This window comes from Caballeronia sp. LZ003, from assembly GCF_031451465.1.
GTDB lineage: Bacteria > Pseudomonadota > Gammaproteobacteria > Burkholderiales > Burkholderiaceae > Caballeronia.
Genome location: NZ_JARUXJ010000067.1, coordinates 1 through 1048, shown reverse-complemented (window position 1 = coordinate 1048; position 1048 = coordinate 1). Strand labels below are relative to the sequence as shown.

Sequence of the window (1048 nt, the reverse complement as noted above, 5' to 3'; positions counted from 1 at the left end):
TTGGCATGCCTCTCGCATATGTAGCTGCGAGCGCAACAAATCAACGCTCGACCAACCAACCACTTAGGAGATTCACCATGCTGACGATCAAAGACCTCGCCGCTTCCAAAGAACTCGGCCGTGCTGAAATGGGCGCCATCACGGGCGGTAGCTCGTTCTTCTCGAATGCCGGTATCAACAGCAACGTTCAAGCAGGCGGCGTGTCCTTCGCTTCGCCGCAAGCGAACATCGCACCTGTCACGCAAGTCGATGCATCGACCACCACCAACGTCGATCTCAAGACCGTCAACAAGTCGATTACCGCCGTGGGCAGCCTGCTCGGCGGCATGGCGCTTTAATTCACACCATCCAATCACATTGTTTAGGAGATTTATCATGCTGACCATCAAGAACCTCGTTGCTTCCAAGGAACTCGACCGCGCTGAAATGAGCGCCATCACGGGCGGTAATTCGCTCTTCTCGAACGCCGGTATCAACAGCAACGTGCAAGCTGGCGGCGTGTCGTTCGCTTCGCCGCAAGCGAACATTGCACCTGTTTCGCAAGTCGATGCATCGACCACCACCAATGTCGATCTCAAGACCGTCAACAAATCGATCACCGCTGTGGGGAGCCTGCTCGGCGGCTTGGCGCTTTAATTCTCACCATCGAAACACATTCTTAGGGGATTTATCATGCTGACCATCAAGAACCTTGCTGCTGAGAAAGAACTCGATCGCGCTGCAATGGGCTCCATCGCGGGCGGCTTCTCGATCTTCTCGAACACCGGCGTCAACTCGAACTATCAGGCAGGCGGCGTGTCTTTCGCGAGCCCGCAAATCAATGTCGCACCGGTCACGCAGGTCGATGCCTCGCAACACACGAACGTGGACGTCAAGAGCATCACCAAGTCGGTCGATGCGCTCGGCAGCATGTTCGTCGGTATGAAGGCCTAAGGGCTCGCAGGCTCAGAGAGGGAAGGACCACGTGCCTTCTTCTCTCGTTGATTCTTGCCGATAACGTCCGAGCCTCAACGAGAGGACCGTATCTCCTTGCGGCCCTCTGGGTGAA

General features: G+C 56.0%; 3 protein-coding genes. All 3 read left to right on the top strand.

The window, feature by feature from the left end; translation table 11 throughout:
* Positions 1-77: 77 nt before the first annotated feature.
* From QCE79_RS32950 to QCE79_RS32940, 3 genes are read left to right on the top strand one after another with little or no spacing between them, the layout of a single operon-like run.
* Entirely contained in the window at positions 78-338 is a 261-nt protein-coding gene (locus QCE79_RS32950; protein WP_250495513.1) for a hypothetical protein, read from the top strand.
* Positions 339-375: 37 nt separating this feature from the next.
* Entirely contained in the window at positions 376-636 is a 261-nt protein-coding gene (locus QCE79_RS32945) for a hypothetical protein (protein ID WP_244830526.1), read from the top strand.
* 36 nt (positions 637-672) lie between these two features.
* Positions 673-933 (top strand): hypothetical protein, encoded by a 261-nt coding sequence (locus QCE79_RS32940; protein WP_244830528.1) that lies wholly within the window; start codon positions 673-675, stop codon positions 931-933.
* The last annotated feature ends 115 nt before the right edge of the window (positions 934-1048 follow it).

Excerpts from the sequence above, each read along its gene's own strand:
- QCE79_RS32950 (WP_250495513.1), top strand. The coding sequence starts at position 78 with ATGCTGACGATCAAAGACCTCGCCGCTTCCAAAGAACTCGGCCGTGCT.
- QCE79_RS32945 (WP_244830526.1), top strand. The coding sequence starts at position 376 with ATGCTGACCATCAAGAACCTCGTTGCTTCCAAGGAACTCGACCGCGCT.
- QCE79_RS32940 (WP_244830528.1), top strand. The coding sequence starts at position 673 with ATGCTGACCATCAAGAACCTTGCTGCTGAGAAAGAACTCGATCGCGCT.